General features: G+C 66.0%; 21 protein-coding genes. 11 read left to right on the plus strand and 10 right to left on the minus strand.

What is annotated here, in order from left to right; genetic code table 11:
• Genes argC through NS355_RS18065 form a run of 3 tightly spaced genes read right to left on the minus strand, consistent with a single transcriptional unit; the run spans window position 1 to window position 1,554 of the window.
• On the minus strand, window positions 1-927 hold the full coding sequence (argC, locus tag NS355_RS01525) for an N-acetyl-gamma-glutamyl-phosphate reductase (RefSeq protein WP_058744044.1): 927 nt from the start codon (window positions 925-927) through the stop codon (window positions 1-3).
• Window positions 924-1,298, minus strand: coding sequence for an SH3 domain-containing protein (locus NS355_RS01530; RefSeq protein WP_345938783.1), 375 nt, complete (start codon window positions 1,296-1,298; stop codon window positions 924-926). The genes argC and NS355_RS01530 overlap by 4 nt, the downstream gene beginning before the upstream one ends.
• On the minus strand, window positions 1,234-1,554 hold the full coding sequence (locus NS355_RS18065) for a MarR family transcriptional regulator (protein ID WP_042482995.1): 321 nt from the start codon (window positions 1,552-1,554) through the stop codon (window positions 1,234-1,236). Before NS355_RS18065 ends, NS355_RS01530 begins: the two co-directional genes overlap by 65 nt.
• A 288-nt stretch (window positions 1,555-1,842) precedes the next feature.
• Between NS355_RS18065 and secG the strand changes: the two genes are divergently transcribed.
• Window positions 1,843-2,208, plus strand: coding sequence for a preprotein translocase subunit SecG (gene secG, locus NS355_RS01540; RefSeq protein WP_058744046.1), 366 nt, complete (start codon window positions 1,843-1,845; stop codon window positions 2,206-2,208).
• Between the two features lie 106 nt (window positions 2,209-2,314).
• A complete protein-coding gene (locus NS355_RS01545; protein ID WP_058744047.1) occupies window positions 2,315-3,964 on the plus strand; it encodes a CTP synthase in 1,650 nt (549 codons plus the stop codon).
• A 266-nt stretch (window positions 3,965-4,230) separates the two neighbouring features.
• On the opposite strand, the gene NS355_RS01550 is transcribed toward NS355_RS01545, so the two are convergent.
• Complete coding sequence (locus NS355_RS01550; RefSeq protein ID WP_058744048.1) at window positions 4,231-4,707, minus strand: Hsp20 family protein; 477 nt, start codon at window positions 4,705-4,707, stop codon at window positions 4,231-4,233.
• A 245-nt stretch (window positions 4,708-4,952) separates the two neighbouring features.
• On the opposite strand from NS355_RS01550, the gene NS355_RS01555 reads away from it, so the two are divergent.
• From NS355_RS01555 to NS355_RS01575, 5 genes are all read left to right on the plus strand, one after another.
• Window positions 4,953-7,394, plus strand: a complete 2,442-nt coding sequence (locus tag NS355_RS01555; protein WP_058744049.1) for a TonB-dependent receptor — start codon at window positions 4,953-4,955, stop codon at window positions 7,392-7,394.
• Between the two features lie 549 nt (window positions 7,395-7,943).
• Entirely contained in the window at window positions 7,944-9,194 is a 1,251-nt protein-coding gene (locus tag NS355_RS01560; RefSeq protein ID WP_058744050.1) for a lipoprotein-releasing ABC transporter permease subunit, read from the plus strand.
• Complete coding sequence (locus NS355_RS01565; protein WP_430726987.1) at window positions 9,187-9,906, plus strand: ABC transporter ATP-binding protein; 720 nt, start codon at window positions 9,187-9,189, stop codon at window positions 9,904-9,906. The genes NS355_RS01560 and NS355_RS01565 overlap by 8 nt, the downstream gene beginning before the upstream one ends.
• Window positions 9,903-10,496 (plus strand): GNAT family N-acetyltransferase, encoded by a 594-nt coding sequence (locus tag NS355_RS01570; RefSeq protein ID WP_058744051.1) that lies wholly within the window; start codon window positions 9,903-9,905, stop codon window positions 10,494-10,496. Before NS355_RS01565 ends, NS355_RS01570 begins: the two co-directional genes overlap by 4 nt.
• Window positions 10,493-10,975 carry a glutathione peroxidase gene (locus NS355_RS01575; protein WP_058744052.1) on the plus strand — a complete coding sequence of 161 codons (483 nt, stop codon included), beginning with the start codon at window positions 10,493-10,495 and terminating at the stop codon, window positions 10,973-10,975. Before NS355_RS01570 ends, NS355_RS01575 begins: the two co-directional genes overlap by 4 nt.
• A gap of 100 nt (window positions 10,976-11,075) precedes the next feature.
• Here the strand turns inward: NS355_RS01575 and NS355_RS01580 are convergent, their stop codons facing one another.
• A complete protein-coding gene (locus tag NS355_RS01580; RefSeq protein WP_058744277.1) occupies window positions 11,076-11,642 on the minus strand; it encodes an HdeD family acid-resistance protein in 567 nt (188 codons plus the stop codon).
• A gap of 101 nt (window positions 11,643-11,743) precedes the next feature.
• Here NS355_RS01580 and dnaE point away from each other — a divergent pair, with 101 nt between their 5' ends.
• Entirely contained in the window at window positions 11,744-15,235 is a 3,492-nt protein-coding gene (gene dnaE / locus NS355_RS01585) for a DNA polymerase III subunit alpha (RefSeq protein WP_058744053.1), read from the plus strand.
• 240 nt (window positions 15,236-15,475) lie between these two features.
• Here the strand turns inward: dnaE and NS355_RS19370 are convergent, their stop codons facing one another.
• A complete protein-coding gene (locus tag NS355_RS19370; RefSeq protein ID WP_275934703.1) occupies window positions 15,476-15,610 on the minus strand; it encodes a hypothetical protein in 135 nt (44 codons plus the stop codon).
• A gap of 48 nt (window positions 15,611-15,658) precedes the next feature.
• Window positions 15,659-16,726, minus strand: coding sequence for a PA0069 family radical SAM protein (locus NS355_RS01590; RefSeq protein ID WP_058744054.1), 1,068 nt, complete (start codon window positions 16,724-16,726; stop codon window positions 15,659-15,661).
• 102 nt (window positions 16,727-16,828) lie between these two features.
• Between NS355_RS01590 and NS355_RS01595 the strand changes: the two genes are divergently transcribed.
• Window positions 16,829-17,161, plus strand: a complete 333-nt coding sequence (locus tag NS355_RS01595) for a VOC family protein (RefSeq protein WP_058744055.1) — start codon at window positions 16,829-16,831, stop codon at window positions 17,159-17,161.
• On the opposite strand, the gene moaB is transcribed toward NS355_RS01595, so the two are convergent.
• The 3 genes from moaB to NS355_RS01610 all read right to left on the minus strand — a co-directional run bounded on the left by moaB (window position 17,162) and on the right by NS355_RS01610 (window position 20,535).
• On the minus strand, window positions 17,162-17,689 hold the full coding sequence (moaB, locus tag NS355_RS01600; RefSeq protein WP_058744056.1) for a molybdenum cofactor biosynthesis protein B: 528 nt from the start codon (window positions 17,687-17,689) through the stop codon (window positions 17,162-17,164).
• 225 nt (window positions 17,690-17,914) lie between these two features.
• Complete coding sequence (locus NS355_RS01605) at window positions 17,915-19,780, minus strand: lytic transglycosylase domain-containing protein (protein ID WP_058744057.1); 1,866 nt, start codon at window positions 19,778-19,780, stop codon at window positions 17,915-17,917.
• A complete protein-coding gene (locus tag NS355_RS01610; protein WP_058744058.1) occupies window positions 19,777-20,535 on the minus strand; it encodes a uracil-DNA glycosylase in 759 nt (252 codons plus the stop codon). Before NS355_RS01610 ends, NS355_RS01605 begins: the two co-directional genes overlap by 4 nt.
• Before the next feature lie 143 nt (window positions 20,536-20,678).
• On the opposite strand from NS355_RS01610, the gene NS355_RS01615 reads away from it, so the two are divergent.
• Window positions 20,679-22,334 carry an electron transfer flavoprotein-ubiquinone oxidoreductase gene (locus NS355_RS01615; RefSeq protein ID WP_058744059.1) on the plus strand — a complete coding sequence of 552 codons (1,656 nt, stop codon included), beginning with the start codon at window positions 20,679-20,681 and terminating at the stop codon, window positions 22,332-22,334.
• The gene (locus tag NS355_RS01620; RefSeq protein WP_244489511.1) at window positions 22,303-23,916 is read left to right on the plus strand and encodes a hypothetical protein; all 1,614 of its coding nucleotides are present in this window, start codon (window positions 22,303-22,305) and stop codon (window positions 23,914-23,916) included. Before NS355_RS01615 ends, NS355_RS01620 begins: the two co-directional genes overlap by 32 nt.
• Window positions 23,917-23,940: the final 24 nt, after the last annotated feature.

Genomic DNA, 23,940 nt, shown 5'->3' on the forward strand with positions numbered 1-23,940 from the left:
TTAGAGCACGAGGCCGGCGGTCGGATCGAGCCCGGCCATGATATTCAGGTTCTGGACCGCCGCACCCCCGGCACCCTTGCCCAGATTGTCGAGCGTGGCGATCAGTCGCGCCTGTCCCGTGGCCGCATTGCCGCAGACACGCAAGGTCATCCGGTCGGTTCCGGCATTTTCCTCGATATTCACCGCCGCTACGGCATCCGCCGAAAAACGGACGATGCGGCTGTCGGCATAGGCCTCGGCCAACACCTGCGTCACGCGGTCGAGCGAGGGCGCGCCGGGCAGGGCGTAGAGGGGCAGGGGCACCTCGACGACCATGCCGCGATAGGTGTCGACCACGGCGGGCGCGAAGATCGGCGCATGGGTCAGGCCCGAATGACGCTGCATCTCCGGCGCATGCTTATGCGCGAGGCTGAGACCATAGGGGCGGAAGGCGCGTTCGGTGGCGGTTTCATATTCGGCGATCATCGCCTTGCCGCCGCCCGAATAGCCGGACGCGGCATTGACCGTCACGGGGAAGTCCGCCGGGATGATACCGGCGCGAACCAGCGGGCGGACGAGCGCGAGGAAGCCGGTCGGATAGCAGCCGGGATTGGAGACGAACCGCGCCGAAGCGATCCTGTCCGATTGCTCGGGCTCCAGCTCGGCGAAGCCATAGACCCAACCTGCGGCGGTCCGGTGCGCGGTCGAGGCGTCGACCACACGGGTACGATCATTGGCGATCAGCGAGACGGCTTCGCGCGCAGCATCATCGGGCAGGCAGAGGATGACGAAATCGGCATCGTTGATCGCTTCGCGGCGCGCCGCGGCATCCTTGCGGCGGTCATCGGGCAGGGTCAGGATCGACAGGTCGGGACGCCCCGCCATCCGGTCGGCGATCTCCAGCCCGGTCGTGCCTGCGCCGCCGTCGATGAATACCGTTTTCGTCACTGCACCCGCTCCAACAGTCCCGCATCGCAATAGCCGACCAGCCCGAGATGCGGCGCGATGCCCCAGGCATGGCCGCCCGCCAGTTCCAGCACCTCGAACGTCTCGCCGGACCGCAACTCGGCCAGGACCGCGCTATTCGTGGCACGCCCCTCGCGCAGTGTCACCGGCGCGTTGGTTCTATAGGGCAGGGGGGCGGCATAATGGGGCGCGAATACGTATTCAGCGAGCCGGACATCGGCCAGATCGGGACGAACCGCATGGGTCCGCGGGTCGAGCCCGACGGTGCGCCCCTGCAGGGCGAAGCTCTTACGCGTTGGCCCGCTGGAGGGCTGGGGCGTCGCCAGCGCCGATGAAATGTCCGAATTCTTCAAGAAAGTCCGCCCCTTCAGGTGTCCTGGCGACAAAGATGTTACGCTTGTCGCTATCATCGCGTTGGCGGCGCAGATAGCCCAGCGTTCCCAGTCTATTCAAGGCGCGGGTAACGACAGGTTTCGAGACGTTCAAGGCGCGCGCCAGACCGCGTACCGTATGGGGACCTGGGCGCAGGTAGACGACGAGCAGCAAGGCCATTTGCCGATTGGTCAGATCGGGTTCGCCCGAACGGACATAATCGACAAGGGCGCTCATCCAGGCGAACAGCGACTGCGGGTCGTGTGGATTGGACACGGGTGGCGGTTCCAATGGCTGTGCCGGGCTCTGCCGGGCGTTGTTTCGTTGTCATAACGCCCTTTATCCGCGGTGGTTTCACTCCTGTTCCGATGAGATGAACAAGTTGATGCCGGGATTTTCCGGAACCTTTTCAGGGCATCCGATGGCGGGGAAGGGGATGCCGGCCAGCCGCATGGTTGATCCCGCCACGTCCGTCGCCTATGTGCGCGCTTTCGCACACCCCTTGTTCGGGATCACACGCGCCTCATGTTCGCATTTCTGCTCGTCATCCACGCCATCATCGCCGCGACCCTGGTCACGGTGATCCTCATGCAGCGGTCGGAAGGCGGCGGTCTGGGCATGGGGGGCAGCCCGTCGGGCCTGATGTCGGCGCGCGGCGCGGCGGACTTTCTCAGCCGGGCGACGGCGGTGCTGGCGACCGCGTTCGTCGGCTTCTCGATCTTGCTCGCCGTTCTGGCCGCGACGCGCGGTGCGCCCGCCATCGATACCTCGCTGGCTCGCACGCCCGCGACTCAGGCGCCGATCACCCAGCCTGCGCCCGCTCCGGTCCCGACCGGTGCCGCTCCTGCAACGGCGCCTGCGGACAATTCGGCGGTCCCGCTCGCCCGCTAAACCTCGTTTCCATCGCAGCCTAGGCCAACGCGCCGCCGATAATTTCCGGCGGCGCGCATCTTTGCTGTTGTCGTATCCACCCCATCCAAGCTAGGCGATTCTTCCCATGGCGCGGTATATCTTCATCACCGGCGGCGTGGTTTCGTCGCTCGGCAAGGGCCTCATGGCGGCCTCTCTTGCGGCTCTCTTGCAGGCACGCGGCTACAGCGTGCGCATCCGCAAGTTCGATCCCTATCTCAACGTCGATCCGGGCACGATGAGCCCGTATCAGCACGGCGAGGTCTATGTGACCGACGACGGGGCCGAGACTGATCTCGACCTCGGTCACTATGAGCGTTTCACCGGCGTGTCTTCGCGACAGTCGGACAATGTGACCTCGGGCCGCATCTACAAGACCATTATCGAGCGGGAGCGGCGCGGCGACTATCTGGGCGCGACCGTCCAGGTGATCCCGCACGTGACCGACGCGATCAAGGCGTTCGCCAAGGCCGACACGCTCGACGAGAACGGCAAGGAAATCGACTTCATCCTCTGCGAGATCGGCGGGACGGTCGGCGATATCGAATCGCTGCCCTTCATCGAGGCGATCCGCCAGCTCAAGAACGAGCTGGGCCGTGGCAAGTCGATCAGCATCCACGTCACGCTGGTGCCGTACATCGCGGCGGCGGGAGAGCTGAAGACCAAGCCGACCCAGCATTCGGTGCGCGAGATCGCGGCGCTGGGCGTCGCTCCCGACGTGCTGGTCTGCCGCTGCGAGCATCCGCTGCCTGCCTCGGACCGTGCCAAGATCGGCCTGTTCTGCAACGTGCCCCCCTCGGCCGTGATCCCGGCGCTGGACGCCAAGAGCATCTATGCGGTGCCCTTGCAGTACCATGCCGAGGGTCTCGATTCGGAAGTGCTCCGCGCCTTCGGCATCGAGCCCGAGGGTGCGCCCGACCTGTCGCGCTGGACCGAGATCGTCGACCGTCTGGTCAACCCGGAAGGCGAAGTGACGATCGGCGTGGTCGGCAAATATGTCGGCCTGCAGGACGCGTATAAGTCGCTGAACGAAGCGCTGGTGCATGGTGGCATCGCCAACAAGGTGAAGGTCCATATCCGCTGGATCGACGCCGAGTTGTTCGAGGGCGACGAGAGCGAGATCGCACAGCAGCTGGAACCCTGCCACGCCATCCTGGTGCCCGGCGCGTTCGGCGAGCGCGGGGCGCAGGGCAAGATCGAGGCGGTGCGCTTCGCCCGTGAGCGTCGCGTGCCCTATTTCGGCATCTGCTTCGGCATGCAGATGGCCTGCGTCGAAGGCGCGCGGAACCTGGCGGGCATCGCCGATGCGTCCTCGACCGAGTTCGGCCCGACCTCCGAGCCGATCGTCGGCCTCATCACCGAATGGATGGGTCGCGACGGTCTGGAGAAGCGCGAGTCGAGCGGCGACATGGGCGGCACGATGCGGCTGGGCGCCTATGATGCCAAGCTGACGGGCAATAGCGTCGTCGCGTCCATTTACGGCGGTGAAGACATCTCCGAGCGGCATCGTCACCGCTACGAGGTGAACACCACCTATAAGGAAGCACTCGAAAAGGGCGGCCTGGTGTTCAGCGGCATGTCGCCTGACGGTACGCTGCCCGAAATCGTCGAGCGGCCCGACCATCCCTGGTTCGTCGGCGTGCAGTTCCACCCGGAACTCAAGTCCAAGCCCTTCGATCCGCATCCGCTTTTCGCCAGCTTCATCGAAGCGGCGGTGAAGCAGAGCCGGTTGGTTTAATTTCTGACCCCGCTCCCGAACGACGGGGGCGGGGTTTTTCTAGGTATTTCCGCCATTGCTTCGCTGCGCTCGCAATGGCGGCTGGCTTCCGTTCGGCCTGAGCGCAGTCGAAGGCTGAGGGAGAGCCTGTCTGCTTGGCGGATGGCAGAGCGTAGGCTTCGACTTCGCTCGGCCTGAACGGATCTGGACAGAAAGCAAAAGGCGCCCGGACCCGTCGGTCCGGACGCCCCGCGACGTCTTTAGGGAGGGAAAGACGTCGAGCTCGGTTACGCCGCCTTGGCCTCGTCGGCCTCACCGGCGTGATGTTCCACCGCGGCGAGCGGCTGGCCCGTCTTGATCGCGATCGTCTTGGGCTTCATCGCCTCGGGCACCTCGCGGACGAGGTCGATGACGAGCAGGCCGTCGTTCAGGCGCGCATCCTCGACGAACACGAAGTCCGCCAGTTCGAAGCGCCGCTCGAACGAGCGATTGGCGATGCCGACATGTAGGAAGTTGGGCGAGCCCGCCTTGTCATCCTTCTTGCCGGCGACGAGCAGCATGTTCTGCTGCGCGGTGATCTCGATCTCGTCACGGGCGAAACCGGCCACCGCCAGGGTGATGCGGTAACGGTCGTCGGCCAGACGCTCGAGATTGAAGGGGGGATAATTTTCCGCTGAAGCAGCCCGCGAATTGGTCTCCAGCAGATCGAACAGCCGGTCGAAGCCGATGGTCGAGCGGCGGTACGGAGTCAGGTCGATACGCATGTCAAAACCTCCATCAGAAGCGAATTGAAAAGGGATCGGTCGTGTCACCCCGGCGCGGGGCGGTTCGACCTATCCGTGCGGCCCGGTATCGGCACCGCACGCGAACCCATATGGTTCGCTAGGAACCGGCTTCAAGGGTGTCTTAGGATCGAAAAGCAAATCTTGGTCCAACCCAAGCCATCGCTGGATTGAATGCCCACTAAAACGATGTGTGAATAGGGAGTGAAACCAAAAGGGGAGCTTCCATGTCCTTGACCCTGGCCCTGATCCTGGCCGCCCAGGCGGCAGCCGCCGCCAATCCGCAGGCCGATCCGAATGCCGAACAGCAGACCGCCCAGACCCGCCGTGACGACGGGCGGCTGGGCACGGCGCAGCAGGGTGGGGGGGATGTCGTCGTCACCGCGCGCCGCCGGGCCGAGACGATCCAGTCGGTGCCCATCGCCATGTCGGTGATCGGCGGCACCGCACTGGCGGAGACAGGGACGTACAATGTCAACCGGCTGACCCAGATCCAGCCGACATTGCAATTCTATTCGACCAACCCACGCAACTCGGCCGCGAATATCCGCGGGCTGGGCGCACCATTTGGCCTCACCAATGACGGGATCGAGCAGGGCGTCGGTATCTATGTCGATCAGGTCTATTACAGCCGCATCGCCTCGGCGACGTTCGACTTCACCGATACCGAGCGGATCGAAGTTTTGCGCGGCCCTCAGGGTACGCTCTATGGTAAGAACACGACGGCGGGCGCGATCAACATCATTACCCGCCCGCCCAGCTTCACCCCCGAGGCGCGGGTCGAACTGAGTGCTGGCAATTACGACTTCTTCCAGGGCAAGGCGTCGGTGTCCGGCCCTCTGGTAGACGACAAGGTCGCGGTCCGCCTGTCGACCTCGATCACCACGCGGCGTGGCACCATCTACAATACGCGCCAGCAGGAATGGCAGAACAGCCAGGATAATCTGTCGTTGCGCAGCCAGTTCCTATGGCATGCGACACCGACGCTCGACCTGACCCTGTCGGGCGATTATGCGCGGCAGAACCCCAATTGCTGCGTCCAATATTATGCGCGTGTCGGCGCAACCCAGCGCCCGCTCAACCGGCAATATGCAGCGCTGGCGGCGGCGCAGGGCTATAGCGTGCCCTCGACCAATGCCTTTGACCGGCTGACCGATGTCGACACCGATCTGCGCGCCAGGCAGGAACTGGGCGGTTTGTCGCTGGTCGCGAACTGGGATGTGGGGGAGGCGACGCTGACCAGCGTGTCGGCCTGGCGTTTCTGGCATTGGGACCCGTCGAACGATCGCGATTTCATCGGCCTGCCCATCACCACCGTTTCGGCCAATCCGTCTCAACAGAGTCAGGTGACGCAGGAACTGCGCATCGCGTCCAACGGGAAGCGGACGCTCGATTATGTGCTGGGCGCCTTTTATTTCTGGCAATCGATCGATACGCAGGGTCTACAGGTCCAGGGACCGGCGGCGAGCGCCTTCCTGCTCAACCCGACAAGCGCTGGCGGTCGCAATCCGGCGACGCTGAACGGCCTGACCTCGCGCAACACGATCGGCTTTACGAACACCTCGGCGGCGCTGTTCGGCAAGCTGACCTGGCATGTCGACGATCGCCTGTCGGTGTCACCCGGCCTGCGGCTCAATTACGATCGCAAGGATGGGTCGTATCTCTCGGCGGTGACCAACGGGGCGGGTTCGACCAGCCTGACCAGCGACCAGCGCGGGGTGCTGGCGCCGCAGAACTACACGCCGTCCTTCACCAACTGGAACCTGTCGGGCGATCTGACCGTCGCCTATGAGTTCAACCCGAACGTCCATTATTACGCGACCTATGCGCGCAGCTATAAGTCGGGCGGCATCAACCTGTCGGGCCTGCCGCTCGATGCGCAGAACAACCCGATCCTGGCGACGCAGACGGTACGTCCTGAAAAGGTCAATCATTTCGAGCTGGGGCTGAAGACCCAGTTCGCCGACCGCCGCGCGACCGTCAACATCGCGGGCTTCTGGACCGAGATCGGCGATTATCAGGCGACGGTGAACAATCTTCAGGTCAATGTCCTGCGTGGGTACCTGGCCAATGCGGGCCGCGTTCGGACGCGTGGGGTAGAAATCGACTCGGCCTTCCGCCCTACCAGCCGGTTCAACATCTATGCCAATGCCGCCTTCACCGATGCGCGCTATACCCGTTTCACCAATGCGCCATGTCCGCCCGAACTGTCGGGCGGTACTGCGCTGCCGGTGGTCAACGGCCAGATCGTCGGAACCCCGGCGGCGGCGGGAACGCCGGGCAATTCGCTGCCCTATTGCGACATCTCGGGCCAGTGGCTGCCAGGCGTCTCGCGCTGGGCCTTTTCCTATGGCGCGGAGTATGACCTGCCCGCGACCGTGGCGGGGACCGAGGGGCAATTCTATCTGGGGTATGATGGCAGCTACCGGTCGAAATTCTCGTCCAACCCGTCGCGCTCGGCCTATACCGATATCGACGGCTACAGCCTGTCCAACATACGTGCCGGGTTCAAGGCGCCGGGTAGTTGGAATGCCTTTGTCTGGGTGCGCAACCTGTTCGATCACGATTATTATGAACTGCTCGCCACCCAATCGGGATCGACGGGGTTGATCGTCGGCCAGCCGGGTGATCCGAGGACATACGGCTTCACCGTATCCAAGTCGTTCTGAGCAATTCCTCCCCATCGGCGACGGGGAGGATCGGAACGGGCGGATCACAGGATTCGTCCACATTCGGTTCATCTTGATCTGGTATAGCGACAGTCCCGTGAACGGGCGCCGGGCCGGCATCTGGGGACGGAGTCTGGAAGCTCCCCGTTTCCCAGCCGGTTCCGGCGGCTTTTCGATGGAGCCGGGCGCAACGAGGACCAAAATGCCAAACGCCCGGACCGTTTCCGATCCGGGCGCCTGCGTGACGATCGCTCGTCAGCCCCCTTTTCCCGCTCCCGCATCAACCTCGTTGGGTGAGCGTTGGAGCAATCCCCGAACCACGGCCGTTGCTGCCTGTGTCTCAGTGAGATTGTGGTACGGCACGGCAGGGCCGCTTGTCATCCCTCTTGCGGCATCCTTGCTACGATTGCGCCGCTTGTGTGGCGCGCGCGCAACAATGGGGCGGGTTGGCCGTTTGGCTGCGCGAACCGGGCGCGGCATTGCCAGCACCGGATGCCGCCCGTACAGCCCTTGGGCTTTTCAGTTTCTCCACGGATCGATCGGACATCAATGATCCTGTCACGCTATGAACGGATGATCGCCCGGCGCTATCTGCTGCCGGGCAAGGGAGAGGCCTTCATCTTCCTGGTCGCCTCGATCAGCCTGGTCGCGGTCATGCTGGGCGTTGCGGCGCTGGTCATCGTCATGAGCGTGATGAATGGCTTTCGCGCCGAGCTGTTCGACAAGATCGTCGGGTTGAACGGCCATGCGGTGGTGCAGGGGGTGGGCGGACGCCTGCCCGACTGGCGTGACATCGTGCGGGATGCGCGCGCCACGCCCGGTGTCACCAGCGCGGTGCCGATGATCGAACAGCCCTTGATGTCCAGCTATAATGGCCGGGTCGAGGCGGTGCTGGTGCGCGGCATGCGCGTCACCGACATTCGCGGCAACTCGGCCATCCGCTCGAAGATCGTCATGGGCAACCTGAACAGCGTGACGCCGGGCAGCGGCCGCATCGCGATCGGCAGCCGCCTGGCCGAGGCGCTAGGCGCGCAGGTCGGGTCGGAAATCTCGCTGATCAGCCCGCAGGGGCAGACGACGCCGTTCGGCACCGTGCCGCGCATCGTCAGCTATACGGTCGGCGCCATCTTCGAGATCGGCGTGTACGACTATGACAAGGCCTATGTCATCATGCCCATCGAGGATGCGCAGACGCTGCTGCTGATGGGCGACACGGTCGGCATGGTCGAGGTGCAGACGGTCGATGCCGATCGGGTGGGGCAGATCCTCGCCCCGCTGGCGGACAAGCTGGGCGGCCGCGCCGTCATCGCCGACTGGCGGACGATGAACGCGCAGCTGTTCGAGGCGCTGGCGGTCGAGCGGGTGGCGATGTTCACCGTGCTGTCGATCATCATCCTGGTCGCGGTGTTCAACATCCTGTCCTCGCTGATCATGCTCGTCCGCGCCAAGACGCGCGACATCGCCATCCTGCGGACGATGGGGGCGACACGGGGTGGCCTGATGCGCATCTTCATGACGGTGGGCACCACCATCGGCGCGCTGGGGACGGTCGCCGGGCTGGGGCTGGGCGCGGTATTCCTGTTCTATCGCCAGGGCGTGGTGAACTTCGTCCAGTTCGTGACGGGGCAGAATCTCTGGGACCCGTCGATCCGCTACCTCACCGAGCTGCCGTCCAAGACCGATCCGGTCGAGATCGTCGTGATCGCATCGATGGCGCTCGTCTTCTCTTTCCTCGCCACGCTCTACCCCGCCTGGAAGGCGGCGAGCACGGACCCGGTTCAGGTGCTGCGCTATGAATGATCCGATCATCCGCATGGGAACGGTCACCCAGCCCCACGCCGCCGAGCCGGTGCTGGCGACGCGCGAATTGTCGCGCAGCTTCACGCAAGGCGGCCAGACGATCGAGGTGCTGCGCGGCGTCGACCTGGCCATCGCGCCGGGCGAGATCGTGGCGCTGCTCGGGCCATCGGGTTCGGGCAAGTCGACGCTGCTCCAGGCGGTCGGCCTGCTCGAGGGCGGCTTCTCCGGTTCGATCCGCATTGCGGGCGAGGAGGTGTCGAAGCTCGACTCGCATGGCCGCACCATTGCGCGGCGCGATCATCTGGGCTTCGTCTATCAGTTCCACCACCTGCTGCCCGACTTCAACGCGATCGAGAATGTCGTTCTGCCGCAGCTCGTCCAGGGCAAGCTGCCCGCCGACGCCGAGGCGCGCGCCAAGGGATTGCTGACCGCGCTGGGGTTGGGCCACCGCCTGACCCACCGGCCGAGCCAATTGTCGGGCGGAGAGCAGCAGCGCGTGGCGGTCGCCCGTGCGCTCGCCAACCAGCCGCCGCTGGTGCTGGCCGACGAGCCGACCGGCAATCTGGACGAGCATACTTCGGAAATCGTGCTGGCGGAGTTCCTGAGGCTGGTGCGCGGCGAGGGCTCGGCGGCACTGGTCGCCACGCACAACGAGCGGCTGGCGATGAAGATGGACCGCGTCGTCCGTCTCCATGAGGGTCGCCTGCAATGAGCGTCTGGACCGAAACGCCGACACTCACCGGCCGGCACGTCACGCTGCGTCCCTTTGTCGAGGCCGACTTGCCCGCCTTGGTCGAGGCGGCGCGCGAGGGCGACCTGTGGGACATTTTCTACGCCAATGTCTCGATGATGAAGGTGCCGGAGCGCTGGCTGGAGGCGGCGCTGAAGGAGCGGGATGTCGGCCGCGCGTTGCTCTTCACCGTCGAGACGCCGGGTGGCGAGGTGGTCGGCACGACGCGCTATATGCGGATCGCGCCCCAGCATCGGCGGCTGGAGATCGGCGGCACCTTCTACGCCACCCGCGTTCAGCGCACCGGCGTCAATACCGAGGCGAAGCGGATGCTGCTCGCCCATGCGTTCGATGTCATGGGGTGCCAGGCGATCCAGATCCGCACCGACACGCTCAACACGCGCAGCCAGCGGGCGATCGAGCGGTTGGGCGCGAAGAAGGACGGCGTCCTGCGCGGGCATCAGATGATGGCCGATGGACGCATCCGCGACAGCGTCGTCTATTCGATCATCGACCGTGAGTGGCCGGGCGTGCGTGCCAATCTCGACTATCTGCTGGGGAAACATGCATGAGCGGTATCGCAGATTTCACCGTCAGGGCGGCGGACGGCTCGCGCGTCGATATGGCGGGCTATGCGGGCCGCGTGCTGCTGATCGTCAACACCGCGTCCAAATGCGGCTTCACCCCGCAATATGAGGGGCTGGAGGCGCTGCACCGTCGTTTCGAGGACCAGGGGCTGACCGTGCTGGGTTTTCCCTGCAACCAGTTCGGGGCGCAGGAGCCGGGCGATGCGGCGGAGATCGCGAACTTCTGCTCCCTGACCTATGACGTGACCTTCCCGGTGATGGCTAAGATCGACGTCAATGGCGACGATGCCGATCCGCTTTTCCAGTGGCTGAAAGGGCAGGCGCCGGGTGTACTCGGGACAAAGGCGATCAAGTGGAACTTCACCAAGTTCCTGATCGATCGGGACGGGCAGGTGGTCGGCCGCCATGCCCCGACGACCAAGCCCGAGGAATTGGTCGAGGCGATCGAAAGGCTGCTCGACTAAGGCGGAACGTAGGCTTCGACGTCGCTCGGCGCGCACGGAACGGGCCAGTGCGCCCCGACCGCCGTTCAGCCTGAGCGAAGGCGAAGGCCATGGGAGTCCCTCAAAGCGAAAAGGCGCTGGCACCCTTTTTGTGGTCGAGCGCCGACGCGATCGCCGTGATCCCGCCGAACAGGAAGCTCAGTCCCAGGATATAGCCCGGCAGCGTTATCGCGCTCCATGGCAGCGTCGCCAGCACGAACAGCGCGAGCAGGATGTTCAGCACCCCCAGCGCGATCATCCACCCGCGCCGCCGCCGCATCCGCGCGCCAAGTCCGATCTCCAATGCCCCGCGCAGGCCCAGCCATACCGCCACCAGCAGCGTGATCGAGATCGCCCCCGTCGCAGGCTCGAACGCCATGATGAGACCGATGATCAGCGAGACGAGGCCGAACCCGATCGCATAGCCGCGTCCCTCATGCCCCTTGCCGAAAATGCCTGCGCCGATCGACACCAGACCCGATGCGATCAGGAACGCCCCGATCACCAGCGTCGCGGCCAAGGTGGCCGGCACGGGAAACAGGAACGCGGCCAGCCCGAGCAGCGCCGACACGACGCCATAGGCCAGGATCCAGCCCCAACCCGCGCCGGGCCGCAGGGAGGTGGCAAAGGAACGGTCGGTGTCGGTCATCGTCATTCGCCCTGATCTGGATGGATCCTTCTGTTGCCGTAACGGATCGCTATCGGCCGGGTTCCGCACTGGTCGAATCACGCAGGGTCGGGTAGGGATCGGTGATGCATTCCGGATATGTGCCGCTTCGCATCTTTTCCTCCTTCACGATGCTCGACGGCGCGATCGATCCCAAGGCGATTGCGGCGCAGGCCAAGGCGAACGCCTTTCCCGCCGCGGGCCTGACCGATCGCAACGGCCTTTATGCCGCGATGGCCTTTTCCGATGCGGCTAAGAAGGCAGGCGTACAGCCGGTCATCGGCACCATGCTGGGCATCGCGCGTCCCGACATGCCCGACACGGTCGGCGCGGTGGTCGACTGGATCGCGCTCTATGCGCAGGACATGACCGGCTATGACAATCTGTGCGCCCTGGTGTCGGCGGCGCATCTGGATCGCCCGATCGAACTCGCGGCGCATGTCGGTTTCGACACGCTGGAGAAGTTCAGCAAGGGCCTGATCGCACTGACCGCTGGTGGCGAGGGCGGTATCGCCCGCCTGTTTGCGGAAGGCCAGCCGGACCGGGCGAAAGCCTATGCCGGTCGGCTTGCGGCGATCTTCGGCGACCGGCTGTACGTCGAACTCGCACGTCGCGACGACCCGATCGAGATGGCGGCCGAGCAGGAGCTGATCGACCTGGCCTATGATCGCGACCTGCCCCTGGTCGCGACCAACCCCTGTTGCTTTACCGATAGCGGCTTTCGCGATGCACATGACGCCATGCTGTGCATCGCCAATTCGACCTATGTCGAAATGGACGACCGTCCCAAAAGCTGTCCCGAGGCGTGGCTGAAGCCCGCCGAGATGATGAAGCAGCTGTTCGCCGACCTGCCCGAGGCGATCGAGAACACTCTGGTCGTGGCCCAGCGCTGTGCCGTGATGGCCCCGTGGCGCAAGCCCATCCTCCCCAGTCTCGCGGGCGACCGCGAGGGCGAGGCGGCGATGCTCCGCCGCGACGCGACCGCCGGTCTGAACGCCCGGCTCGACCGGATCGCCGAGCTGGAAGGCGAGGGCGAACCCGGCTGGCGCGAGGCCTATCATGAGCGCCTGACCTTCGAGGTCGACATCATCATCCAGATGGGCTTCCCGGGATATTTCCTGATCGTCGCCGACTTCATCAAATGGGCCAAGGATCACGACATTCCGGTCGGTCCGGGCCGTGGTTCGGGCGCGGGCTCGGTCGTCGCCTGGGCGCTGACCATCACCGACCTCGATCCCCTGAAGCTGGGCCTGCTGTTCGAGCGCTTCCTGAACCCGGAACGCGTGTCGATGCCCGACTTCGACATCGATTTTTGCGAAACCCGGCGTGGCGAGGTCATCCGCTACGTCCAGGAAAAATACGGCCGCGATCAGGTCGCGCAGATCATCACCTTCGGTAAACTGAAGGCGCGCGCGGTGCTCAAGGACACCGGGCGCGTGCTCCAGATGAGCTATGGCCAGGTCGACCGGCTCGCCAAGCTGGTGCCCAACCACCCGACCGATCCCTGGGACCTGAAGCGCGCGCTGAACGGCGTGCCCGAGTTGGCGAAGGAGTACGCCAACGACAATCAGGTCCGCCGCCTGCTCGACCTGGCGACCAAGCTGGAGGGCCTGCCGCGCCACTCGTCCACCCACGCCGCCGGTGTGGTGATCGGCGACCGGCCGCTGGCGCAGCTGGTGCCGCTGTACCGCGATCCGCGCTCGGACATGCCCGTCACGCAGTTCGACATGAAGTTCGTCGAGGGCGCGGGGCTGGTGAAGTTCGACTTCCTCGGCCTCAAGACCCTGTCGGTGTTGCAAAAGGCGGTGCAACTGCTCGCCAAGCGCGGGGTCGAGGTCGATCTCGGTGCGCTCGCCTGGGACGACGAAGCCACCTACGCCCTGCTCCAGAAGGGCGACACGGTCGGCGTGTTCCAGCTGGAATCGGAAGGCATGCGGCGCACGCTGTCGGCGGTGCGTCCGACCAATTTCGGCGACATCATCGCGCTCGTGTCGCTCTATCGGCCGGGTCCGATGGACAATATCCCCAGCTTCGGTCGCCGCAAGCAGGGGACCGAGGAGATCATCTACCCGCATCCCCTGCTCGAACAAATCCTGTCCGAGACCTATGGCATCTTCGTCTATCAGGAACAGGTGATGCAGGCCGCCCAGATCCTGGCGGGCTATTCGCTGGGCGGCGCGGACCTGCTGCGGCGCGCGATGGGCAAGAAGGTGAAGGCGGAGATGGACGCGCAGCGTGCGATCTTTGTCAAGGGCTGCGCGGAGGTGAATAACATCCCCGCGCAAAAGGCCAATGAGTTGTTCGACTTGATCGACAAGTTCGCCGGATACGGCTTCAACAAGAGCCACGCCGCCGCCTATGCGCTGCTCGCCTATCAGACCGCATGGCTGAAGGCGCATCACCCGCATGAATTCTATGCCGCGTCGATGTGCTACGACATGGCGCTGACCGACAAGCTGGCCATCTTCGTCGACGACGCGCGACGTCTGGGCGTGACGATGCTGCCCCCCTGCATCAACGCCAGCCAGGCCGAGTTCGATGTCGAGGCGCATGAGGATGGCCTGGCCGTCCGCTATGCGCTGGGCGCGCTGAAGTCGGTGGGCGAAGGCGCGATGGAGAAGCTGGTGGTCGAGCGTCAGGCGGGCGGGGCCTTCGCCTCGCTCGATGCGCTCGCCAAGCGGGTCGATCCCCGCCTGATGAACAAGCGCCAGCTGGAGACCCTCGCCTCGGCGGGTGCGTTCGACGGGATCGAACCCAACCGGGCGGGCGTCCATGCGGTCGCCGAAACGGTCCTCGCCATCGCCGCGCGCACCCATGAGGGGCGGACCAGCGGACAGGGCGGTTTGTTCGGCGAAACCGAGGTGGCGGGCGACGCGATCAAGCTGCCGACCGGCACCCGCTGGTCCCTGTCGCAGCGGATGGAGCAGGAAAAGGAGGCGTTCGGCTTCTATTTCTCGGCGCATCCCGTGGATCGCCACGCGCACATCGCCAAGATGCACGGTGCGCGGACCTATACCTCGCTGACCGACCTGATCATCCCCGATGACGGTGCGCGGATCGGCGCGACCATGGCGGTGCTGGTCGAAGATGCGCGCTGGCGGACCTCGGCGCGCGGCAAGCGCTACATGATGGCGCAGCTATCGGATGCGACGGGCCAGTTCCTGGCGACCTGTTTCGACGACTCGGTCGCGGCCGATCTGGAAAAGGCGGCGAAGGAGGGGCATTGCGCCCTCATCACCGTCGAGCTGGATCGCCGACCGGGCGAGGAAGCGCCGCGGGTCAGCATCAAGCGCGTCCAGTTGTTCGACGGCCTGGCCAGCACGGCCAAGTTCGTGGTGGAGGTGACGGTGACCGACAAGGTGGCGTTCAAGGCGCTGCATGCGATGCTGGACCCGCTGCGCAATGGCCGGGGCGAGGTGCGGGCGCGGATCGAGGGGCAAAGCGGCGACACGCTGCTGACGCTCGGCCGTAACTTCCTGCTCGATGCCGAACTGGCCAGCCATATCGAGGATTTGCCGGGGGTTAAGGCGGTGGCGATGAAGTCGTCCGAGGCGCGTCTGGCTCTGGTGGGGTAGGAAGGCGCGCAGCGAACGATGTGCGGCGATCCCCGTGTTGCGTGCAAGCGGGGGGACCGTCGTCTATCATTGCGAAGGTCATCCACCATTCTGGCGAAGGCCGGGGTCCAGTTCGGCAAGCGTCGGTAGCTTGTGCCAATCGCGTCATAACTGGATACCGGCCTCCGCCGGGATGGGTGGCCTGTGTGGACGATGGGAATCGGGCCTTCGCGACGTCGCTCGACCTAGACCCAGGCGATGTCAGCCGCCGACTTCGCGGCGATCCTGCTCTTCTTCGCCTGCGTCGCCGTGATTGCCATAGCCGCCGCCCGAGGTGTCGGCCTCGTCCTCATGGGGCAGATTTTCCGGGCTGGTCTGTTCGGGATCGGTCATCATGGCATCTCTCCTTCCGTCACATAACGTTCTGGAGAGGCAGGACGATCCTCAAAACAGCTCGCCCTGCGGGCCTTTTGGCGGACGGAACCGGCTGATGTCGAGCCGGGGCCGATCCAGGTTCAGCCCGTGAAGCCGACAGGCACGGTGAAAGCGGACCCGCAGCAACTCCGCCCAAGGGCCCTGACCCTTCATCCGGGTGAAGAAGTCGGGATCATTGTCCCGCCCGCCGCGCAGGGACCGGATGATCGCCATCACCTTTCCCGCCCGCTCGGCATAGTGCGTGTCCAGCCAGGCGCGGAACAGCGGGGCGACCTCGTGCGGCAGGCGTACGGGAATGAAGAAGGCATGGCGGGCACCCACTTGCGCCGCACGGTCGACCAGATGTTCGATCTCATGATCGGTGATCGCGGGGATGACGGGCGCGATCGAGACATAGGTGGGAATTCCGGCGGCCGCCAGCTTCGCCACTGCAGCCAGCCGACGCTCGGGCGTCGGCGCGCGTGGCTCGATGGTGCGCGCGACCTTGGCGTCGAGCGATGTGACCGAGACGCAGACGGTCGCCAGTCCCTTGGCCGCCATCGGAGCCAGGATATCGATGTCGCGTACCACCCGATCGGATTTGGTCGTGATCGCCACCGGATGATCCGTCTCCGCGAGCACCTCCAGGATGGACCGTGTGATCCGCCACTCCCCCTCGATCGGCTGATAAGGATCGGTGTTCGTCCCTAGCGCGATCGGTGCGACGCGGTAGCCGGGCTTGGCCAGCTCGGTGCGAAGCAGTGCGGCGGCATCGGGCTTGGCAAACAGCCGGCTCTCGAAATCCAGCCCCGGCGACAGGTCGTGATAGGCATGGGTCGGCCGGGCAAAGCAATAGATACAGCCATGCTCGCACCCGGCATAGGCGTTGATCGATTGGCTGAACGGCACGTCGGGCGAGCCGTTGCGGGTCAGGATCGTGCGCGGCGTCAGGACCGTCACGCTGGTTCGCAGCGGCGGCGGCGCGCCGTCGACCAGCGACTGGGCATCCAGCCAGTCGCCATCCGCTTCCCGCTCCGGCAGAGCGAAACGCCGGCTCGTCGCATTGTGCGTAGCTCCTCGGGACGCGATCTTCGTCATACCCAACGTAGAACATAGGAAGAACATATGCGCAAGCCTATGGGACTTGCGGCAGCTTCAATCTTCGATCACCATTGGAACGAAAAAAGAACGGAGGGTCGGATGGCGCGGCTGGAATATCTCGAACTGCCGGTCGGTGATCGGGCCGCGGCGAAGCGGTTTTACGCGCAGGCGTTCGGCTGGACTTTCACCGATTTCGGGCCGGATTATGCAGCGACGATGAACGGGGATACCGATGTCGGACTGGATGCCGCATCCGACAGGGTGAAGGCCCCGCTGCCGGTCATCCGGGTCGAAGACCTGGACGCGACGCTGGCATCGGTCGAGGCGGCTAGCGGGGTGGTTACCGTGCCGGTCTTCGCCTTTCCCGGCGGACGGCGCTTTCACTTCCGCGATGTCGACGGACATGAACTCGCGGCGATGCAGCCCGACTGATTATTGCTCCAGCAGGCGGGGCATCAGCTCGACGAAGTTGCAGGGACGGTGGCGGCTGTCGAGCTGGTCGCGCAGGATACCGTTCCACGCATCCTTGACCGCACCCGTCGAGCCGGGGAGCGCAAAGATATAAGTGCCGCGTGCGACACAGGCGCAGGCGCGCGACTGGATCGTCGAGGTGCCGATGGTCTGATAGCTCAGCCAGCGAAAGAGTTCGCCAAAGCCCGGGATCATCTTGGTCGCGACCCGCTCGATGGCTTCGGGCGTAACATCGCGGCCGGTGACGCCGGTGCCGCCGGTGGTCAGCACGCAGTCGATGTCGGCGTCGTCGATCCACCGGTTCAACTGCGCCACGATCTGGTCGGCATCGTCGCGCAGGATGGTGCGATCGGCCAATTCATGGCCCGCGTCGGTGAGCAGGCCGACCAGTGTGTCGCCGGACCGGTCCTCGGCCAGCGAGCGGGTGTCGGAAACGGTCAGGACCGTGATGCGGACGGGAATGAAGCGGCGGGTCGTGTCGATGGGCATGGCGGGGGAACGTCCGATCGCGGGATTTGGGGGCGGCTTGTTTGGCGGAGAAGCGTGGCCTTCGACTTCGCGCAGGCTGAACGGAGGTGTGCAGGATGCGTCCGACCGTCGTGTGGCTTACGCTTCGACGTCGCTCAACGTGAACGGAAGTTGGGATAAGCCTAAATCCCCAATCCCCGTTCAGCCTGAGCGAAGTCGAAGGCCAAGGGAATCCCCCAGCCTCGGTCAGTTCGCCTGCGGCATCGCCGTATTCGACTGCGGGCTTACCGTCGCATTCAACGCGATGGTCGTCTTGGGCGTCACGCTCGCCTGTGCGACGTTCGGCCGCTGCAGGCGGATCGCCGAGGCACCCGGCAGGCCCGGAAAACGTGGCCACAGACCCTGCGCCAATGCGGCGCGGCTGGGCGACTTGGCCTTGCCGGTCTGGCCCTCGTACATCCAGTAATTGCGCAGGACCATGGTGACGTAGCCACGCGTCTCCCAATAGGGGATGCTCTCGATATAGAGCAGCGGATCGCCATTGTCGCGGACCAGGCTGTTCCATTCGCCGACCGGCTTGGGCCCGGCATTATAGGCGGCGATCACCTTGGGCAGCAGGCCGCCGGTCACGCCGGTCATGTCGCGAAGCCGCTCCAGATGGCGCTGGCCGATATCCATGTTGGTCGACGGCTTGGTCAACGCGCTGCGGTCGATCGACACGCCCCGCTCGCGCGCGAAATCGGTCGCGGCGGCGGGCATGATCTGCATCAGGCCATAGGCACCCGCCGGGCTGACCACCTTGTTGCGGAAGCCGCTTTCCTGAAGCGTATGCGCATAGACCAGCGCCTTCTCAACGCGCCAGCCGCTATCGGGGGCCCAGTTCGGCGTCGGATAGCGCGCCTCGGCGGTGGCGGTCACGCCCGCCGGGCAATTATGCGCCAGCCATACGGTGGTCGCGGGCAGATCCAGCGACTCGGCCAGGCGGACGAGGCTGCGGAACTCGGTCGGCTGGCCGATCCGCGCCTGCTGGCGGATCACCTGATCGGCGAGATCGGTCTCGCCGACTTCGACCAGTGCGGCGGCGACGAGAATGTTGGGGCGGCGGTCGAGCGCGGCCCAGTCGGTCGCGACCAGCTGGCCCCGGGGCTCGCGATCGCCGCGCATGCCCAGCGCCTGCCGGGCGAGCTGGCCGTAGAAGCTCTCGCGGAACTGCGAAGCGGAACGCAGGCGGCCCTCGATCTTGTCGGGGCGGCCGCAGACCATGTCGGCGCGCGCAGCCCAGTAGAGCGCGGCAGCGCGGAGGTCGACATCGGTGGCGCGCGCCGCCGTGCCCTCGAACGCGGTCGCGGCGGCCTGGCAGTCATTCTGCCGCCACGCCGACAGGGCGACGGTCCACCGGCCCTGTACGGCCCAGTCGCCCGATCCTTCGGCAGCCTGCGCTGCCAGCATACGGGCATTGGCGTCGTCGCCGCTGAGGAAATAGATCCAGGCGACCTTCTGCTGCCACTCGGTCAGCGCCTCGGGCGACAGGCCTTGCGTCGATTCGAGCAGCGCGCGGGCGGAGGGGCCGTCGTCCGCCTTGACGAAGGGCTGCATCCGGACGGCCAGATCGGCGGCGATCTGGTCGCTGCGCACACTCTTGGCGCGGGTCCGGCGCGGGGCGCCGTCCTGCCAGATCAGGGTATGCGCTTCGGGGAGCGGGGGCAGGTCATGCGCGCCGCGCGAGCGGGCGAGGCGGGCCAGCTGCTCGGCCTGGGGCAATTCCGGCGCTTCGTTCAGCAGGGCGACCAGCCGCTCGACATCGACCTTCGGCGAGCCCTTGGCGGTATAGAGTTCGGCGCGGGCGATGGCGTGGAGCGGACCGGGCTTGAGGGCGTCCAGTTCCAATTGCGCGTCGGTCCAGCGGCTGTCCCGGATCGCCGCGAAGACGCGCATATAGCCCGCCTTCTGATCGGCATCGAGCAAGGCGGGGATGGCGGGCGGGGCCTTGAGGGCGGCGGGGCTGCGGATGTCGGCGTTGGGGATGGGTTCGGCGGCCAGGGCCGCACCGCCGACCACCGTCAACAAAGCCCCGATGGTCGCGCCCTTCGCGATCGTCCGGCCCAGCTTCATGCGCGCAAATCCCCCATGACCCTCTGCAAATCTTTCCAGCTTTCCGCCTTCGCCATCGGCTTCTCGATCAGGAAGCGCGGATGGAAAGTCGCGACGGCGTTCGTTTTTCCGCTTTTATGGTCAATGACGTGTGAATGTCCGCGCGCGTCGGTCAATTCGGTCCCGAGGACGGAACGGCTCGCCGCATTGCCGAGCAGCAGCAGCCCGCGCGGGGCGACGAGCCCCACATGGTGCAGCGCAATTTCGGCCAGCCGTGCCTCCACCCCGGCGGGCGTCCGTCCCGCGATCGGCCGCCGCGCACAGACCGAGGCGACATGGACGGTCTCGCGCGACAGGCCCATGGCAGCCAGCATCCGGTCGAACAGTCGCCCCGGCGCGCCCGACAGGATCTGACCCGCATCGCCGTCGTCGCGATCGGGACAGTCGACCAGCACCATCAGTGCGGCATTGGCAGGCCCGGTGGCGGTCAGCGAAATGCCGTCCCATGTCGCCTCCGGCGCGGCATCGGACAGCCGCCAGGCCAGGAATGCCTCGAGCGTATCGGGAAGCGAGGTCGCCGGAGCCGCGACCGGCAGGGCGGCGGCGGGTGCCTGGCCGGGCATGACGAGCGGCGTGCGCACCGGCTCCGGCGCCATCCAGTCGCGGGGCTCGTCCTCGACCAGCAGATCGACGCCCACATCATGCCACCAGTCCAGGATGCTGGCGGCCAGGGCACCGTCGAGCGGTGCGGTATCGAACGTTGAGAGAGCCCCCATATGGGGTAAGCCCATGCTGCAAGGTTGACGTGCGCGTCAATCTGTCGGATCGGCTGTCAGGACAAGATGTTTTCCGTCCGCGCCCGGACGAGCCCGCCAAACGGGACGCTACGGCAGCGGCGCGGTCAAAAAGCGAGGATGCCATGAGCGAACGCGAATCGATGCCTTATGACGTGGTGATCGTCGGCGCAGGTCCGGCGGGCCTGTCGGCGGCGATCCGGTTGAAGCAGTTGGCGGCCGAACAGGGCGGCGAACTGGCCGTCTGCATCCTCGAAAAGGGATCGGAGGTCGGCGCGCACATCCTGTCGGGCGCGGTGATCGATCCGATCGCACTCGACGAGCTGCTGCCCGACTGGCGCGAGGATGGCTGTCCGCTGGCCGAGGTGCCGGTGACGGAAAACCTCCACTGGATCCTGAGCGCGACGAAGCAGCGCAACCTGCCGCACGCGCTGACCCCGCCCTTCATGCACAACAAGGGCACCTATACCGGCAGTCTCGGCAATCTGTGTCGCTGGCTGGCGGGCAAGGCCGAGGAACTGGGCGTCGAGATCTTCCCCGGTTTCGCCGCCGCCGAAATCCTGTTCCATGAGGACGGCCGGGTAAAGGGCGTCGCGACCGGCGACATGGGCATCGCGCGCGACGGCACGCGCAAGCCCGATTACCAGCCGGGCCTGGAGCTGCATGCCAAATACACCTTCTTCGCTGAGGGCGTTCGCGGTCACCTGTCGAAGGAGATCATCCGCCAGTTCGATCTCGCCCGCGACAGCGATCCGCAGGTCTATGGCCTGGGCATCAAGGAATTGTGGGACATCGATCCTGCCAAGCATGTGCCGGGCCGGGTGATCCATACCCAGGGCTGGCCGCTGGGGCATGACGCCAATGGCGGCGGCTTCATCTATCACCAGGCGGGCGGGCAGGTCGCGCTCGGTTTCGTGACGTGGCTGAACTACACCAATCCCTATATCTCCCCGTTCCAGGAAATGCAGAAGTGGAAGACTCACCCGGTCATTGCCGAGCTGCTGAAGGGCGGCAAGCGCGTCTCCTATGGTGCGCGGGCGATCAATGACGGCGGGTTGCAGGCGATCCCCAAGCTGACCTTCCCCGGCGGCGTGCTGGTCGGCTGTTCGGCGGGCTTCCTGAACGTGCCGCGCATCAAGGGCACGCATGGCGCGATGAAGTCGGCGATGCTGGCGGCCGAGGCGGCCTTCGCCGCTGTGCAGGCGGGGCGCGAGGGCGACGAACTGACCGACTATCCGGAGGCGTTCCGCGCGTCCTGGCTCTACAAGGAGCTGTCGACCGTCCGCAACGTCGTGCCTTTGGTCAAGAAGTACGGCGACACGCTGGGCTCCGGCCTGGCGGGCGCGACCATGTGGGCCGAGCATTTCGGCCTCAAGATGCCCTTCACCCTGAAGCACAAGCCCGATCACGAAAGCCTGTGGCGCAAGGATCAGGTGAAGAAGCCCGATTATCCGAAGCCCGACGGCGTGCTGACCTTCGACCGGCTGTCCTCGGTGTTCCTGTCGAACACCAACCACGAGGAGGATCAGCCGGTCCATCTGACGCTGAAGAACGCGGATGTGCCGATCGAACACAACCTGCCCTTGTTCGACGAGCCCGCGCAACGCTACTGTCCCGCCGGTGTTTACGAGGTGGTGGGCGTGGAAGAGGGTGATCCGAAATTCGTGATCAACGCCCAGAACTGCGTCCACTGCAAGACGTGCGACATCAAGGACCCCACCCAGAACATCAACTGGGTGGTGCCGGAAGGTGGCGGAGGACCAAATTATCCCAATATGTAAGCGTCCGTTTTCTCGTGCCCTGACCGGACTGCTGCTGGTCGGGGCCTGCTGGTCCGCGCCTGCCCTGTCGGCGGTCGAGGTGCCCCGCTCGCCGTTATCGGCCTATCTGGCGGCGCGGGTCGCGGCGTCGGAAGGGCGCTCGGCGGCGGCCAGCGACGATTATGCCGTGGCGCTGGCCGGTTGGCCTGACGACCCGGCCGTTGCGGTGCGCGCCTATCGCGAGGCGATGACCGGCGGCGACGTGCCGCTGGCGTTGAAGTCCGCGCGGGTGATGGAGGCGGAGAATGTCGCGCCGCTCGACGTGGCGCTGCTCGACCTGGCGATCGCGGCGCGCAAAGGCGACCGGGCGGGATATGACGCCGCGCTGACCCGGATCGATGGCGGCGCGCTGCGCATCCTGTCGCCGGTGTTGCGCGCCTGGGCCGCGTGGGATCGCAAGCAGCCGGTCGAGCCCGGCCTCGACAGCGCGGGCAAGGAACCGGTGGCCAAGCGGCTGGCCGACGAGCATCGGATATTGCTGGCGCTGGCGAGCAAACGGATCGACCCGGCCTCGGTCCGTGTCCTGCTGGAGACGATGCGCGCGGCCCCCGACACCCGGATCGCCGCCGCCGAGATCGTGGCGGGGCGCGGCGACGAGGCCAATGCCCGCGCGCTGCTCAGCGATCCGCTCGTCCTGGCCGATCGCAAGGCGCTGGGCGCCAAGCCCGATCTCGGTTTCGGTGTGTCGCAACTGCTGGTGCGGATCGGCGGCGAACTGGCGAGCGAGGGGCCGCGACCACTGGTCATCGCCCTGAGCCGCACCGCCCTGATCGCCGACCCCGACAATGACCGCGCCCGGCTGATCATGGCGGAGGCCCTGTCGAAGGACGAGGCATGGGATGCCGCGATCGCTGCGATCGGGGATGTTCGGCCGCGTGGCGCCTTTGCGCACCGCGCCGCGATCGTCCGCATTGGCCTGCTCGCCGAGGCGGGGCGGCAGGGCGAAGCGCTGATGCTCGCGCAGGGGCTCGCGACCGCCAGGGACTCCGGCCTCGACGATTGGCAGACCTATGCCGACCAGCTGATCGCCGCCAAGCGTCCGGCCGATGCGGTGCCCTGGTATGAACGCGTGACCCGTGCCGACCCTGCGATCCCTTGGGCGGCCTGGCTGCAATATGGCGGGGCGCTCGATCAGGCCGGGCGCAAGGACGAGGCGGACGTGGCGCTGGCCAAGGCGGTCGCGCTGGGTCCGGACCAGCCGCTGGCGCTCAACTATCTGGGCTATGCACGGATCGAGCGGGGCAAGGACGTGCCGGGCTCGCTCGGCCTGCTCGAAAAGGCGAGCAAGCTGGCCCCCGACGACGCCTCGGTCACCGATTCGCTGGGCTGGGCCTATCACAAGGCCGGGCAGACAAGGCGCGGCCTGCCGCTGGTCGAACGCGCCGCCATGGCCGAGCCCGCCAATAGCGAGATCAACGACCATCTGGGCGACCTCTATTGGGCGCTGGGGCGGCGGTACGAGGCGCGTTATGCCTGGCGCGCGGCGGCACTGACGGCGGACGACACGGAGCAGGCCAAGCTGGCCGCCAAGATCGCGGGCTGACCGGCCTTGCCGAGCGCGCCCATG

This window comes from Sphingomonas yabuuchiae (genome assembly GCF_001477495.1).
Lineage (GTDB): Bacteria > Pseudomonadota > Alphaproteobacteria > Sphingomonadales > Sphingomonadaceae > Sphingomonas > Sphingomonas yabuuchiae_A.

Excerpts from the sequence above, each read along its gene's own strand:
- NS355_RS01570 (WP_058744051.1), top strand. The coding sequence starts at position 9,903 with ATGAGCGTCTGGACCGAAACGCCGACACTCACCGGCCGGCACGTCACG.
- NS355_RS18065 (WP_042482995.1), bottom strand. The coding sequence starts at position 1,554 with ATGAGCGCCCTTGTCGATTATGTCCGTTCGGGCGAACCCGATCTGACC.
- NS355_RS01590 (WP_058744054.1), bottom strand. The coding sequence starts at position 16,726 with ATGACGAAGATCGCGTCCCGAGGAGCTACGCACAATGCGACGAGCCGG.
- NS355_RS01555 (WP_058744049.1), top strand. The coding sequence starts at position 4,953 with ATGTCCTTGACCCTGGCCCTGATCCTGGCCGCCCAGGCGGCAGCCGCC.
- NS355_RS19370 (WP_275934703.1), bottom strand. The coding sequence starts at position 15,610 with ATGATGACCGATCCCGAACAGACCAGCCCGGAAAATCTGCCCCATGAG.
- NS355_RS01560 (WP_058744050.1), top strand. The coding sequence starts at position 7,944 with ATGATCCTGTCACGCTATGAACGGATGATCGCCCGGCGCTATCTGCTG.
- NS355_RS01605 (WP_058744057.1), bottom strand. The coding sequence starts at position 19,780 with ATGAAGCTGGGCCGGACGATCGCGAAGGGCGCGACCATCGGGGCTTTG.
- NS355_RS01610 (WP_058744058.1), bottom strand. The coding sequence starts at position 20,535 with ATGGGGGCTCTCTCAACGTTCGATACCGCACCGCTCGACGGTGCCCTG.
- moaB (WP_058744056.1), bottom strand. The coding sequence starts at position 17,689 with ATGCCCATCGACACGACCCGCCGCTTCATTCCCGTCCGCATCACGGTC.
- NS355_RS01595 (WP_058744055.1), top strand. The coding sequence starts at position 16,829 with ATGGCGCGGCTGGAATATCTCGAACTGCCGGTCGGTGATCGGGCCGCG.
- NS355_RS01565 (WP_430726987.1), top strand. The coding sequence starts at position 9,187 with ATGAATGATCCGATCATCCGCATGGGAACGGTCACCCAGCCCCACGCC.
- NS355_RS01550 (WP_058744048.1), bottom strand. The coding sequence starts at position 4,707 with ATGCGTATCGACCTGACTCCGTACCGCCGCTCGACCATCGGCTTCGAC.
- NS355_RS01575 (WP_058744052.1), top strand. The coding sequence starts at position 10,493 with ATGAGCGGTATCGCAGATTTCACCGTCAGGGCGGCGGACGGCTCGCGC.
- NS355_RS01580 (WP_058744277.1), bottom strand. The coding sequence starts at position 11,642 with ATGACCGACACCGACCGTTCCTTTGCCACCTCCCTGCGGCCCGGCGCG.
- secG (WP_058744046.1), top strand. The coding sequence starts at position 1,843 with ATGTTCGCATTTCTGCTCGTCATCCACGCCATCATCGCCGCGACCCTG.
- NS355_RS01545 (WP_058744047.1), top strand. The coding sequence starts at position 2,315 with ATGGCGCGGTATATCTTCATCACCGGCGGCGTGGTTTCGTCGCTCGGC.
- NS355_RS01615 (WP_058744059.1), top strand. The coding sequence starts at position 20,679 with ATGAGCGAACGCGAATCGATGCCTTATGACGTGGTGATCGTCGGCGCA.